Annotated in this window: 12 protein-coding genes and 1 pseudogene; 10 read left to right on the top strand and 3 right to left on the bottom strand. The window is 48.8% G+C overall.

From position 1 onward, the window contains the following. The coding region (locus Q7P68_RS12850) for a hypothetical protein (RefSeq protein ID WP_304226304.1) at positions 1-243 on the top strand (243 nt) is incomplete at its 5' end. A 434-nt stretch (positions 244-677) separates the two neighbouring features. Continuing rightward, positions 678-1,094 carry a PIN domain-containing protein gene (locus Q7P68_RS12845; RefSeq protein ID WP_304226302.1) on the top strand — a complete coding sequence of 139 codons (417 nt, stop codon included), beginning with the start codon at positions 678-680 and terminating at the stop codon, positions 1,092-1,094. On the opposite strand, the gene Q7P68_RS12840 is transcribed toward Q7P68_RS12845, so the two are convergent. The 3 genes from Q7P68_RS12840 to Q7P68_RS12830 are packed head-to-tail and all read right to left on the bottom strand — an operon-like array spanning position 1,089 to position 5,803. Then, positions 1,089-3,590 (bottom strand): GIY-YIG nuclease family protein, encoded by a 2,502-nt coding sequence (locus Q7P68_RS12840; RefSeq protein WP_304226300.1) that lies wholly within the window; start codon positions 3,588-3,590, stop codon positions 1,089-1,091. The two genes, Q7P68_RS12845 and Q7P68_RS12840, sit on opposite strands and share 6 nt — an antisense overlap. Beyond that, positions 3,583-5,163 (bottom strand): Eco57I restriction-modification methylase domain-containing protein, encoded by a 1,581-nt coding sequence (locus Q7P68_RS12835; protein ID WP_304226298.1) that lies wholly within the window; start codon positions 5,161-5,163, stop codon positions 3,583-3,585. Before Q7P68_RS12835 ends, Q7P68_RS12840 begins: the two co-directional genes overlap by 8 nt. Then, a complete protein-coding gene (locus tag Q7P68_RS12830; protein WP_304226297.1) occupies positions 5,147-5,803 on the bottom strand; it encodes a DNA methyltransferase family protein in 657 nt (218 codons plus the stop codon). The genes Q7P68_RS12835 and Q7P68_RS12830 overlap by 17 nt, the downstream gene beginning before the upstream one ends. A 434-nt stretch (positions 5,804-6,237) precedes the next feature. Between Q7P68_RS12830 and Q7P68_RS12825 the strand changes: the two genes are divergently transcribed. From Q7P68_RS12825 to Q7P68_RS12790, 8 genes and pseudogenes are all read left to right on the top strand, one after another. Further along, complete coding sequence (locus Q7P68_RS12825; RefSeq protein WP_304226295.1) at positions 6,238-6,849, top strand: hypothetical protein; 612 nt, start codon at positions 6,238-6,240, stop codon at positions 6,847-6,849. After that, entirely contained in the window at positions 6,812-7,150 is a 339-nt protein-coding gene (locus tag Q7P68_RS12820) for a winged helix-turn-helix domain-containing protein (protein ID WP_304226293.1), read from the top strand. The genes Q7P68_RS12825 and Q7P68_RS12820 overlap by 38 nt, the downstream gene beginning before the upstream one ends. After that, positions 7,147-7,680 carry a hypothetical protein gene (locus Q7P68_RS12815; RefSeq protein ID WP_304226291.1) on the top strand — a complete coding sequence of 178 codons (534 nt, stop codon included), beginning with the start codon at positions 7,147-7,149 and terminating at the stop codon, positions 7,678-7,680. The genes Q7P68_RS12820 and Q7P68_RS12815 overlap by 4 nt, the downstream gene beginning before the upstream one ends. A 479-nt stretch (positions 7,681-8,159) precedes the next feature. Beyond that, positions 8,160-9,383 (top strand): GTPase RsgA, encoded by a 1,224-nt coding sequence (gene rsgA / locus Q7P68_RS12810; RefSeq protein ID WP_304226289.1) that lies wholly within the window; start codon positions 8,160-8,162, stop codon positions 9,381-9,383. A gap of 75 nt (positions 9,384-9,458) precedes the next feature. Continuing rightward, positions 9,459-9,863: a DUF2200 domain-containing protein gene (locus tag Q7P68_RS12805; protein WP_304226287.1), complete on the top strand. Its 405-nt coding sequence runs from the start codon at positions 9,459-9,461 to the stop codon at positions 9,861-9,863. A gap of 66 nt (positions 9,864-9,929) precedes the next feature. Next, positions 9,930-11,705, top strand: a complete 1,776-nt coding sequence (locus tag Q7P68_RS12800; protein WP_304226286.1) for a sensor histidine kinase — start codon at positions 9,930-9,932, stop codon at positions 11,703-11,705. 124 nt (positions 11,706-11,829) lie between these two features. Next, on the top strand, positions 11,830-13,098 hold the full coding sequence (locus Q7P68_RS12795; RefSeq protein WP_304226284.1) for an ABC transporter substrate-binding protein: 1,269 nt from the start codon (positions 11,830-11,832) through the stop codon (positions 13,096-13,098). Positions 13,099-13,222: 124 nt separating this feature from the next. After that, a pseudogene (locus Q7P68_RS12790) lies at positions 13,223-13,440 on the top strand (sugar ABC transporter permease); the annotation flags it as partial.

The raw sequence follows: 13,440 nt of genomic DNA, 5'->3' as shown, positions 1-13,440 counted from the left end.
TCCCCTTCTTTTAAAACCCCATTACATGACTTCATTGTTAAAAATGTGGATGATATAGAAGATGCTGCTCATCTGGTAAGAAAGGGCTGGGCCATTGGGCCCGAAGCCCCTGTATCCTTTTTGCTCAATGTACTCGAACAACAGGGAATCCTTATTATTGAATTAGACATAGATCCGGAACTTAAATTTGATGGGGCTTCCGGTTTTGTAAACCAACAGCCTTTTATTGTTCTGGATAAATAAAAACCAGCTGACCGGAAGCGGCTCAGCGCACTTCACGAATTGGCCCATCTATGCCTACAATTTTCCGCAAGCCTCTCTAAGAAAGAATAAGAACAATTATGTCATGCTTTTGGAAGTGCCTTTCTTTTACCAGCCCAGGCTGTACGAAATGAATTGGGGCAAAAGCGGAGGGACATTTCATGGCAGGAACTTGCTATCCTAAAGCAGCGTTATGGCATTTCTATGCAAGCTATCATGTATCGGAGTAGGGCGCTTGGTATTATCTCTGAGTCTGCTTATTTATCATTTTGTAAAAATATAAGCCAAATGGGCTGGCGTAAGAATGAACCGATCAATTATCCTCTCCCAGAAGAACCACACCGCTTTACTATGCTTTTATACCGAGCTTTAGAAGAAAACATAATTACTATTGCTAAAGCATCTTACCTTACAAAATGGGTACCACCGATTTTGTTATAAGTGAAATATATAAGGGAGATCTAAAGCAATATGTTTTAACATACATAAAGAAGTTAGATATCTTGTCTTCTATATCTTCAGAAGTCCAAAGCATTCAAACATTACAGAACAAGCATAGGGGGTTATCTTTCACCGATTGCTCTATATTTTTTCATGCTCAGAATAAAGGAGCAATTATAATTTCTGGAGACAAGGTCTTACGAAAAACAGCAGAACAATATAAGGTACCAGTACGAGGCATCTTATGGATTCTCGATGAACTTGTTAAAGAGAATCTCATTAATCGAGAAACTGCTATCATAAAATTAAACCTTCTTAATGAAATAAACCCTCGTCTTCCTCGAACTGAAATTAAAACTCTATTAAGGAAATGGGAAAAAGAAGATTTATAATTCTACCACCACTGTATCGTACAATCCGATCGGTTCGCCTTCGTGCCGACGAATGCCGGTGTAACCAAGACTCGGGTCTTCGTAGCGCTTAAACTTATACACCGCGTCGTTCATGTGAGCGCTATTAAAGACGCCAAGACTTACCAACAGTTCAAAATCTTGGACTGTAAGACCCGTTACCTTCTTAAAAAGGCCTGGTTCAAGCTGAGTAATTACATCTTTTAGGGTGCGTTCCCGGTAGTCGGTAAGGTACATAAAAACGGGAATCCGCGTAGCGAATTTGATGAGTTTTTCTTGGATTTGCTTACGGAGGCTCTTGTATTCCTTTTCATCTTCGGTAAGTTGCTTCTTTTCTTTTAAAGAAAGCTCCCGGTTACAGACCTCCTTTTTTGTTTTATGGACCGCTTCTGATTTATTAATAATAGTCTCGATGTCTTGGTTAAGGTTGCGAAAGCCTTCGATGCTCATGAGGGCTTGCATGGCTTTCTCGTTATTCATCAAGCGGCGTAGTGTCTCATTATCTACATTGACAAGGAGAGCGCTTTCCCAGCGGCGCGCGAGGAGTGTAGCGGTGGTGCCGCTCATGGCCATATCCAGGACCCCGGCTGCATCGATCTGGCGCATAGAACTGCCATCATACGCCAAAATTGGCAAGAAGTGGATGAACTCAGCGACTTTTTGTTCTGGATCGATTTCATCTACATTGAGACGACAACTGTATTCCTGGATTTGGCGAAGCGCTCGATCAGGGGCAAAGTCAAAGACATAACATTCTTTTTTAAGGATTAATTCTGTGTTAGGGTTTTCGCCATCGGGATTTTTAATCGCCCATGGGCTCTGCACCCGGAAGGCTGCCTGGAAATAGGTTTCGGGGCTCGAAAGGTTACGGAGCATAAAGATCCCTGTCCAGGGGCGCACCGTAACTCCTGTGGTAAGCTTACCGCAGGTGAGAGTAATGGTTTGAGTTTTTAAAGGATCAGCCATAGCTTTTAATACTGGTGGTAAAGCTTCTACGCCGATACCAGCGGCGGCTCCGGCCGCAACCACCACCTTATAATCGTGGAAAAAGCGATTATTGCGTGCTTTGAGCAGGTTTGCCATGGCGTGGCAGGCGGCGACACTGGGTAAAAACCATAAAGTGTGGTTAAGTACTTCCAAAAGCCGCACATCTGAATAGGGTAATGGAGGTTTTTCAGCTCCAAGCCGCAGGTTGTCCAGACTGGTTGGCAAATCAGATCCGCGGATGATGTCGAGCCATTTTTGCACTTCCGCTTCATGCTTGAAACGGGCTGCTTCACCAAGGCCCTCGGCGGCAAAGAACTCGTTCAGATCAAATTCATTAAATTCGCCCTGCAGAGCTACTTCACGCAAGGCGTCGGGCAACTGGTAGGTCATCAGGACCATTCGCGGAAGAGCTTCATACGGATTAGGGCCTTGTGTAGAATCCCAAGTCTCTTTAGCCCGCTGTTCGTCCGAATAAGTCCAGTTGTATATCTGTTCTTCGATAAACTCGCCAGTAGCGATGGCTCTAAAAGGAGTCCCCGAAAGATACAGATAATAGCCAGCGGTAATGGGCAGAATATCTTCTATCTCTTCGTTTGGATCTTTGAGAAAGTCCGCCGCTTCTCCTTCCGCATAGCCTTGTTCTTTATCATCTTCTGCTTCAAAAAGCTCCTTGGCCCGTTCCCGCCAGGCCCCGTAATGGTATTCATCGAAAATCACGCAATCCCAGTTCGTGGCGTGGACCCATTCGTTTTTAGGTTTAATACCGCCGGTACTGCGATCTCGCCCCAGGTAATCTTGGAAAGATCCAAAGCAAACAATAGGCCGGGTCTTATCCGCGTTCTGCCAGCTAATTGATCCACCGGGTTTAATAAATTGCCAGCCTTGAAAATCCACGTGGGTGCGCAGGTCTTCTTCCCAGGCGCTTTGCACGGCAGGCTTGAAGGTGAGGACGAGAATCTTCTTCCAGCCCATGCGTTTGGCCAGTTGATAAGCGGCAAAGGTCTTGCCGAAGCGCATCTTGCAATTCCAGAGAAAATGCGGCGGCTTATTGCTTTCGCCACGGTAATTGCGAAAATAGGCCATTGTCTTTTCGACCGCCGCTTCCTGCTCCGGGCGCATCTTGAAATCGAGCGCGCGCTGCTCTTCCAGCAGTTGCCCCTGCCGCACAGCGTGGATGGTCGCCTTGACCTGCTCCACCGTGCAGCGATACCACTCGCCGCCCTCATGCCAAACCCCGTTGATGCGCAACATGCGGTGCACGTCGTGGTCGGTGAAGCCTGTGCCGTCATTGCGCAGTGCCGGCTCCTCCAGCACGATGCGGTAGGGCGGCGCGCCGCCGGGCCGGCGCGTGGGGTATTGCTGCGCCACCCGCTCCTGCACGCTTTTGGTGGTGTAGCCGATTTTAAGCAAGCCCGCGTACTGCGGGTTGGTATCTTCGTAGGCGTAGATTTTCGGCTCGACCTTCGGGCGCGGGGGGAAGAAATCACTCATCGGCAGTCTCCTCCGCAGGGGCTTCGCTTTCGCCGTCGGCGGGCATGGGACGAACCATTTTTTCGATAAAGGCGATTTCTTCGGCGGTCAGGCCGTATTTCCGGTAGAGTTCTTCATCCGTCCAGGGCTTGCTGAAGTCTTGCATGGGAATAAAAATATAAGCTTTTTTCATCGTATTTTGAGTTATTTTGGCTAGTGAGAGCATGAAGTGAAAAAACCTGGTTTGAGTGTAACTAATAACATTCTCTGCTGTTTGTCTGTCATCAAAGGGGCCGATTACTAGATAGGTTTCCGTACAACAGGAATTCGGCCCACCCAAAAATGGCTTTATCCAATCTTGGCTAACATTTCCAATACCCCAAGCCTTTGGAACGAAAACTTTATATTTTTGAACCCAGTCAATATTTTTACGAATAGAGTTTCTATCAATGTAGCCTATGCCCTCTTTTCTCCAGCCATAATAATAAAACTCAACACTATTCGGGAAAGGCTTCTTTTCATACTTTGGCTTTATTCGCCGATAACTGTTTTCCACGCGCACATCAAACCCAAAGGGGTCATTAGCGCTGACTAAGTTTGCAAAACTTTCTTCGTTCAAACGTCTGACTTTATGTAAAATGGCGATTGCTTCGTTATAGCGAATAAAAGTCTCCGCGCCTTCTTCCAACAACGGCCTTTCCGCCACCGAGATAATTTTATCTGCTTCGTGTGTGTAAATTTTGCATAAACCTTTATTGTCTCTCTCCCATAGGAAATAACAAACGCCGCCTTTGATCTCAACGCCAGGAAAGCAATCGCCTGCGTTGATGAAATCATGAATGATGCGAATGCGATCATCGTGCAGCATTTCATCCCGAAATTCATCCAAACCCCTACCGCCAGAAAACCAACGCGATGGAATAATCATGGTCAGAAAGCGCGGTCTGAGTTTCTTCGCTTGCTGCACAAACTTATGGTAAATAGGAATAGCGCTTGAACCGAGACCTCCCTTATCACTCAACTGATACGGCGGGTTGCCGATGATGACATCGAACTTCATATTAAAAATCTCCTCCGGGTTTTCGGTATGGATAAATTCGTAGGCGTGGGTTTCCAGTTCCGCGCCGCGCTCGTAATTGGCCTGGCTCGCGCCGCAATACACACAGCGGCCGCCTTCCCAGGTGTGCTCCGTGCGCCGGTAGCGGATGTTGCCTTCGGGTGCATCAAAAACGGTGCACACCGAATACTTGCCGTTGGCGTGTTTGGAGCAGTAGAGGGTGCGGCGGGCCATAAGGGCGGTGAGTTCCGTTATCGCAATGCCAAAGAGCTGGTTTTTCATGATATGGTTAATCCGCTCTTGTCGGTCGGGGATAATCTGTTCCAGGCCCTTATCCAAGCGTTTGGCGATCTCCCGTAAAAATACGCCGCTTTTGCAGGCAGGGTCCAGAAAGCGGGCCTGGGGATCGCTCCACAGGCTTTGGGGCAAAAAGTCGAGTATGCGGTTCGTCAGCGCCGGCGGGGTAAAGACCTCGTCGCTTGAAAGGTTAGCGAGGCAAGTCAGCACATCGGGGTTGTAGCTAGTCGTTGTAGGCATGCGCCACCTCCAGAAAATGCACCGGCGGATATTCTTTGACCGGTTCGGGAATAAAGACCTCTTCTCCCTGATCGGAGAAAAGAGGGAGTTCCCGCATAGAAGCATGATTCACGAGTTCATGAAAGGCAAAATCCCGCCGCTTCAACATACTGCCATTTACGAGGGACCATTCGGGAAAGATAATGGGTTGAGGATTTTCACCCACTGTTTTAAGCGACAGGGCATCTCCATGTAAAATATTGCAGGATAAAATAAAACGGACGCTCTCTCTGCAGTCTTCTTTAGTTTTTTCTTCATAGATGGCGGTGTACACTCTGTCAAAGGTTTGATAGAGCCGATGACGACATTCTTCGACATTATCCAGCAAGAGATCGATGCCATACAGGCTCGAAACAGCCAGCACGGCGTAGCGCTCAAATTCAAGCTGGTTTTTACGGTAGCGCTGCTCTACAACCCGGAGTTTGCGTTCAAGAATGGCGATTAAAAAATTCCCTGTACCGCAGGCGGGCTCTAAAAAGCGGGAATCGATGCGAACTGTCTCCTGCTCTACCAAGTCGAGCATGGCGTTTACTATGTGACTCGGGGTGAGTACTTCTCCGTATTCCGCTACACGATGTTTGGATTTAATGTGTTTTTCCATAGGGTTTTACCTAGTATGTCCCAAAATTCAGCTCCTGGCAAGGACTTGCGAGGGGGCGCAGCACCGCCATACTTGACTGTGCCGGCAGGGAGCTTTTAAGCGCCGCACCGTGACAAAACCTGCGGGGGCGTTGCGGGGGTGTCCCCCGCAGAGGGGGGAGCGGAGGCCGCCAGAGGGCAGCGGGGCCTAGTAGCGGGCGGATTCTGGCGACCGAGGGGCTGACCCCCAGCGGCGCCGCTGGAAAGAGCGGCGCTGCTGGAAAGAGTGGCACCGGGGCGTATTACACGGCGACAGTGTGCCGGGAGTGTTTTCCCTCTGGCGGCCGGAGCGAGGGGGAGACTTCCCCCTCTGTGTGTTGTGGTATAAAAATTTTTTTATACTTTGAAAAACAAAGTACTTTGTGATATGATTGAATATAGGTTACAGAGGAGGCTATGATGGGAACGAAGAGTCTATCTCCACAGGAACAGCTCGATATTATCGAGACGCTGGTTCAGGAGGCCCGGCGTTCATTCATTTACACGGGGTATGCTTCGATGGTGTGGGGGACCTTGGTCCCTCTCGGGGTGGTGTTGACGTACTTCTTGGTGGGGAGAGCCTGGTTTGGTTTTATTGGGCCCCTCTGGTTGAGTGTTTGTGTGGTCGGTATTGTGCTTGTCGCTCGGTACTATCACAAGATACGGGGTAAGCAAAAAAAGACCGTGCTGGTGGAGCGAATGGTTAGTAATTTGTGGGTATTTGTTCTGGGGCTCTGTCTTTTAGCGGGAGTGTTTGCATGGTTGTTCCCTTCTTTCTTAAGTCTGCCGCACCTCTTTTGTTGCGTGAGTCTCTTAGTGGCTACGGGATACTGGGCTAGCAGTGTGCTGACCGCATATGTGCTTCTTAAGCTTGTTGCGGGAGCCTGGGTAGTTCAGGCTTTTGTGGTGTTCTGGATACCGCTGTACTGGTCTTCTTTAAGTATGGGAATATGGGCTTTTGTATTCGAAGCTTTGCCAGGTTTGTACCTTTATGTCAAAGAACGACAGCAATCCCGCTCATCTATTTAACTACGAAGCCCTGGACGAACTGTTTGCTTCGCGGATTCGGCTTGCGGCGATGGCCCTTTTAGCGGGTTGTGATGAAGCGGAATTTACCTACCTGCGGGATACTATTGGGACCTCTGATGGGAATCTGGCGAGCCATCTTAGGAAGCTCGAAGAAGCGGGCTATGTGGAGTTCCGTAAACACTTTAAGGGCCGCAAGCCGAGTACCTTGTATCGGATAACCGACCAGGGCAGGGACGCCCTGCTCGTATATAGCCGCCGTCTGGCGGAATTACTTTCATCAATTTCGGGAGGAGGTACATGATGAAAACCTTTCTGATTTTTCTTTCAGCTCTGGTATTAGCCGGTGCTCCCGCTGTTACGGAACCAAATGGAAGCGGGCTGAACAAAACGAGTGCCCTTTCGGCGGGGTTTTCTCTCCACGAATGGGAAGATGATTTTGGTTTGGGCGGTACGGTCACGAGTCCCTGGTTCCTCTGGGATCATGGGGCCCTCAGGATGAGCGGTGCTGTTCTCTTTAAGGAAAACTTCGATTGGCAGCCCTATTACAGTCTGCGGGCTGGGCTTGTGGGGGGCTCCTTTATGAAGACTGCGGCGATTCGTCTGTACGGCGAAGGCGGCTTTCTCTTTGTTTTCCCCCATGCGGAGTTTGATGCAGAGCCATTTCGGCTCGGTGGATACGGGCACTTTGGGTTTGAGTTCTTTTTGGATACCGCAAAATGGCCGAGCTCGTACTATATCGAACTGGGGAGCAACGGCATTTTTGCTAAGGATAGCAATGGGAGTCCTTATCTCAATGGTTTTGCGATTAGCTGCGGAATGAGATTATATTGATGAGTACAGCCTGGCGGGTGAGGCCTCGCCCGCTAGAGCGGGGATGCAGGCAGTCCTTCCTTGACAGTACCCGCAATCGCTGATAAGGTGTTATCATAATACCACACTACAATAAGGAGGCGTGTAATGGTGATTGTCCGCACTAATGCAGAGGTTCAGAGCCGCGGATAGGATAGGAACTGTCGTTTATTTCTTTCTTTTATATCTTTCTTTTATATCATCATCATCTGCGCATGTTTTGCGCGAGCTGTAAAAAAATAGTTTCTAAATCCTATCTTTATCCGCCTCTCCTCTCGCTTTTTTTTAATTCACAATTAATTTCATTCGGTTCTGTTTGATCTGTAAATTGCATTCGCGGTGTATGGAGCGCTTATCGCGCCCGCAGTACTTGCAGCGAACGTAATGCAAGCGGTCATGCAGAAAATTCGTTCATCAATTTTTTGAAATTTGCTAAAGGAACAACACAATTGTATACCACAATGAATCCTGAAACCTGGGGGTGGAAGGGTATATTTCACGGCTTCTGGCAATCCGCATGCCAGGAAGATGGCAGAATATACATTCCCGGCCGCATTATCCGGCGGGAATATCATCAATATGATGTAGTCATACCCCATTATATTGATGAACCTCCAATGCTTGCAGCTGCATGTATGGCAGGTTTGTGCCGCAACATACGGGTGAGCGGTGCCTTTGCGTTCCGGACCACCGGCGGGGCTGACTACCCTGTTACCGGAGACTGGGTGCTACTTGACCCTGAGGAAGACAGCCTGCGGATCCACCGGGTGCTTCCCCGGCAAACAGCTTTAAGTCGAGGTGCGGCGGGGGATAAAACGGAAGAACAGGTATTGGCTGCAAATATAGATACGCTGCTCCTCGTGTTTGCCCTGGACGGGGGCCGGAACTTTCTCCGCACCTTTCTTGAGCGGGCCCTGGTGGTTGCCCGCAGTGCAGGCTGCGGTGTCTGCATAGTCCTTAATAAGGTGGACCTGGCGGATGCTGAAACGCGCCGGAACGCTTTAGCTACCGCCGCTCTGGCTGCTCCGGGAAGCCCCGTAGTGGCGGTCAGTGCGAGAACCGGAGAGGGCTTAGAAGAACTGAATCGTTATTTCTCTGCCGGAGAGACCCTGGGGGTACTTGGCAAAAGCGGGGTAGGAAAGTCTGCCCTGATCGGGGCCTTAAACGGTGTTAAAGGCTCACCTCTGGCGGCGGCTCCTTTGTCGGCCGCACCTTTGGCAGGCGATCCGGAGGCCAGCCTGGGCGGCTCCAGCGCCTTGGATGAAGAAGCCGCACCACGGGAAGGGGCTGTTCGGGAATCGGACCGCAAAGGGCGGCATACTACTACCTCAAGCAGGCTCTACCGGCTTTCGTCAGGGCTTCTCATTATAGACAGCCCCGGAATCCGGGAATTAAAGCTCTGGGCCGATGGGGATGACCTGGCGGCGAGCTTTTCCGATATTGCCGGCCTGGCGGACCAATGCCGGTTTTCCGACTGCAGCCACGAGGGCGAGCCGGGCTGCGCGGTCCAGGCTGCCCTGGCTTCTGGTGATCTGGATGAGGGCCGTTACCGCTCCTACCTACGGCTTAAGCGGGAGCAGGCTTGGCTGGACCGCCGGCTCGATGACCAGGCAATGCGGGCAGAAAAGGCCCGCTGGAAGCAGATCGCCAAGTTCCAGAAGAGCCTGCAGAAAAGCCGGCATTAGTTTTGGGGTGGGGCGGGTAGCGGGTTTTGAGTTGGGCTGGGGCTTGGTCTGGGTTTTGCCCCAAGGCCCCGGCCCTTGCGGCTGCTCACTGCAATTGCATTCTCCATCAATCTGTACGAGACTATCACCATGAATAACGAACGATTATACCGAATGCCCTTTAGCCAAGTGTATCCCCTGTATATTGCCAAGGCAGAACGCAAGGGGCGCACCAAGGATGAAGTAGACCAGATTATTTTCTGGCTCACCGGCTATGATGCGGAGGGACTTGCCGCTCAGATACGGAAATCAGTAGATCTAGAAACTTTTTTTGCCGAAGCTCCCCGGTATAATCCCCAAGCGGATACTGTTACCGGGGTAATCTGCGGCGTCCGGGTAGAGACAATAGAAGACCCCCTTGTGCGTAAAGTGCGTATCCTGGACAAGCTTATCGATGAACTTGCTCGGGGAAAAAAGCTAGAAAAGGTTCTGAGACTCTAGGTCGATTTCAAAATTCTGCCGGAGTCATTTTTTGCAATTAAAAATGATACCCATATACTATAAGGTATGACGATTCCAAAAGGGTCCCTGATTTGTATGAGCCTTTTTCTCTGGACCGGCATGCTTCTTTTTGGAGCCGAGGACCCATTAAAAGTTCTGGTGCTCCATTCATACCAAACCGATTACCCCTGGACGGGGGCAATACAAAAAGGGATAGAAACCGTTCTTAATGAGAATACCACGCTCAATGTTATTATTAAGACTGAACACGTGGATACTAAGCGCCTTTGGACAGAACCGAGAAAGGTCCTGTTCGTACGCTACCTGGAAGAGCAATACAAGGCTTTTAAGTTCGATGCTGTCATCGTGAGCGACAATGATGCCTATAATTTTATGCTCCAATATGGAGATGCTCTCTTTGGCCAGATACCGTGGGTTTTTTGCGGAGTCAACAATCCAGATCTTACCGTACTTGCCCCATATAGATCCCACGTAACCGGGGTTATAGAATATGTTAATTATGAAAAAACCTTACACTTAATACAGAGCCTCCTGCCTGATTTACAAACCTTATTTGTGCTTGCGGACGAAACCACAACCGGTATAGTAAACAAAGGCGAATTTAAATCCCAGATGGCTGCCTTGGAACAGCCGATACATTATGAAATACTCGCCCCAGCAAGTTTTCAACATATTCTTAATCAGGTAAGCCGCTTCCCAGAGCATACAGCAATACTTCTGCTTGCCTATTCTCAGGATAGCAGCGGAACCTATATCCCCTATAAAAAAGTGGTTAATTCGCTCAGTGCGGCTGCCTCTGTTCCGGTTTTTGGTGTTTGGGACTTTAACATGGGGCAGGGTATACTCGGCGGAGCCATCACTTCGGGTTTTGAACAGGGCAAGCAGGCAGCGGGCATGCTTATTCGGATACTGGAGGGAACGGAGCCGCAGAATATACCCTTATTACATCTAAAAGATACGCCTCTTATGATAGACTGGCAGCAATTGCAGCGCTGGCGTTTACCGAAAAACAGGCTGCCAATGGGGACCATTATTCTGAACAGAGCGCCAAACATTATTGCAGAGAATCCGCACATTGGAATTATCATCGTATTTCTCTCATGTACAATTGTTATACTTGGTATATTTATAATTCTTTTAAAAAGAGCCCAGAGTACTTTACGAGCATCTCAGCTCACAATTAAACAAGAATTGCAGGAAAAAGAAATGCTCCTTCGGGAGGTGCACCACAGGGTTAAGAATAACCTCCAAATAATGGCAAGCCTTATTCATTTGCAACAAAGCTATACAACTAATCCCGAAACCCAGTCGATATTGCTGGATACCGAGAACCGGATCCGCAGCATGGAACTTGTTCATGAAGAATCCTATGAACAGGATAATTTTAAAAAGGTGAACCTCGTGCAGTATATCTGTTCCCTGGGCAGCTATTTAAGTTCCATTTCGTCCAATGAATACACCTGTACTTTTGAATGTTCTCCCCATGAAAATGCTCAGGTTCTCTATGTCTCTCTGGAATGGGTTGTCCCCTTTGGCCTCCTCATGAACGAACTGATCACCAACTCAATTAAGTATGCCCATGGAGAACAGGGCTTCTGCGGTATTTACGGCGATATTGAGCGGATAGATGAGCATGTGGTGCGCTTAACCTACTGGGATTCAGGTCCGGGGATCCCAAAGGAGTATTCCTTTGATAAACCGGAAACCCTAGGATTCCAGTTGATGAACGTCCTTGCCCAGCAGTGCAATGTCCGGCTTCTCCGGGACGAAAAGAACCTTAGTAAAATTTATATCCTCATTACAATCGATCAAATTGCATAAGCCGGTAACATTTGAAAATTACGTCTCCCTGCATTTTTTTTCTTGACAAGCTGGAAAAGTATGCTATTCTATGTTTAACCGGTTAAATAAACCGGTTAAAAAGCATGTTCCAGGAGGAATTTTTATGAAAAAGACGTTAATGGTAGTCGCTGCTTTGCTGACTGCCGCAGCAGTATTTGCAAACGGAACCAGCGAAGGTCAGGCTCAGGCTGCAAAGGGTGGCAAACTCACCCTTATGCAGAACAAGCCCGAAATTGACGCCCAGCTTAAGGCATACGCTAAGCTTTGGGGCGACAAGAACGGAGTCACGGTTACCATAAAATCTATCGGTGGTACCTCTGGCGGTATGGGTCCTCAGCTCAAGGCTGACTATGCAGCTGGCGATATGCCCGATATTTTCGCCTTTGACGGACTTGAATCCTACAAGGAATGGGAAGGTTCAATTCTGGACCTTTCCAATGAGCCTTGGGTTTCCAAGACTTCAGTAGCATTTAAGTACAACGGCAAAGTATATGGCTTCCCCGTTGCTGTAGAAGGTTGGGGTATGGCATACAATGCTGATATGCTCGCTAAAGCTGGTATCGATCCTAAAACCCTGGTTAACCTGGACGGGTACCGGAAAGCCTTTGCTAAGCTCGATTCCATGAAAAAAGAACTGGGTATTAACTCTGTGGTTTCCATGGCTGCAGCTGTTGAAATGGGCTGGGTTACCGCTCACCATAACTTTAATAGCCTCCTCTCCAACGGTCTCCCCTACGGTGATCTGTCTGTAGTCAATGCTCTCCTTAAGGGCGAAGTTGATATGCAGCGGCTCAAAGAATATGCTGACTGGGTAGAACTCCTCTTTAAGTATGCTGACAAGACCGTACTGCTCACCGGAAACTACGATGCTCAGGTTGGTGCCTTTGCTACCGGAAAAGCTGCGTTCCTGCACCAGGGTAACTGGACCGATCCTAACATGAAGTCCGCTAATGCAACCTTTAAGATGGCCTTTGCTCCCCATGGTTCCATGGAAAAAGCCACCGATGGTATCTTCGTTGCTGCTCCTTCTTTCTATGCGATCAACAAGGACTCCAAGAACCTGGCTATGGCAAAGAAATTCCTTGTCGATCTGGTTACTACCCCCGAAGGTCAGAACTACATGGTTAAAGAAGCGGGTATGATCCCCGCTTTCTCCGGCATCGCCCTTAACCCCGACGGCCAGCTTTCCAAATCCGTACAGCAGTGGTCTGCCGCTGGAAAAGTCTATTCCTGGAACCAGTACAACTTCTCTGGCGATTTCCGGGACAAGGTGCTGACCCCGATTTACAACCAGTTTGCCGCTGGCCAGATTACCAAAGAGCAGTTTGTTGAACTGATGGCTAAGGCTTTCAAGGATAACGCAAAGAAATAATTCAAAATGGGTAGGCCTTGGCGAGGTGAACCAATGATTGGATCGTCTGCTGAGGTATAATCTAGATGGCTACAGGGCTGCTCCTGTAGCCATTCTTATTTATTTGTCTAGTCTGGGGGACAAGATGACGAAAAAAAGCGAAGCAAACCTGGTTTTCTGGCTCTTCCTTGCGCCTGTCCTGTTTGCATTTCTCATGGTAATGGTAATACCCTTCTTTATGGGGACCTTTTACGCGTTTACCAACTGGTCAAGTTCTGCAAAACTTGACGGTGGATTCCGTATTGTCGGTTTTGAGAATTTTATTAAAAGTTTTCAGGATCCATCCTTCCTATATGCCTTTGG

The sequence above is a fragment of the Gracilinema caldarium genome (assembly GCF_029265695.1).
Lineage (GTDB): Bacteria > Spirochaetota > Spirochaetia > Treponematales > Breznakiellaceae > Gracilinema > Gracilinema caldarium_A.
Note: the sequence above shows the minus strand (reverse complement) of the source record. Positions and strands in the feature narration are given on the sequence as shown.